Annotated in this window: 1 protein-coding gene; it reads left to right on the forward strand. The window is 68.8% G+C overall.

The annotated features are described in order from the left end of the window. A partial coding sequence (locus tag AYK65_RS30975) for a condensation domain-containing protein (protein WP_139793402.1) occupies window positions 1–442 on the forward strand: 442 nt, incomplete at both ends.

Consider the following 442-nt stretch of genomic DNA (forward strand, 5'->3'; position numbering starts at 1 on the left):
CGAACAGGTGGTGTTCGGCACGGTGCTGTTCGGCCGCATGCATGCCGGCTCCGGCGCCGACCAGACGATGGGCCTGTTCATCAACACCCTGCCGGTGCGGCTCGACCTCAACGGAACCGGGGTCGCGGCGAGCGTGCAGGCCACACATGCGCGGCTTTCCGAACTGCTCGCACACGAGCATGCCTCGCTCGCCTTGGCGCAACGCTGCAGCGACGTTGCAGCCCCGGCGCCGCTGTTCGGCGCGCTGTTGAACTACCGTCACAACACCCCGGCGGCCGGCGCGACAGCCGATGATGCTCTGTCGGGCATCGAGTGGCTGGGCGGCGAGGAACGCACCAACTATCCCGTGACCCTCGCGGTGGAGGATTTTGGCGAGGCGCTCGGCCTGACGGCGCAGGTGGTCGAGCCGATCTCCGCGGACCGGGTCTGCGGCTACATGCAG

Source organism: Ensifer aridi (assembly GCF_002078505.1).
GTDB lineage: Bacteria > Pseudomonadota > Alphaproteobacteria > Rhizobiales > Rhizobiaceae > Sinorhizobium > Sinorhizobium aridi.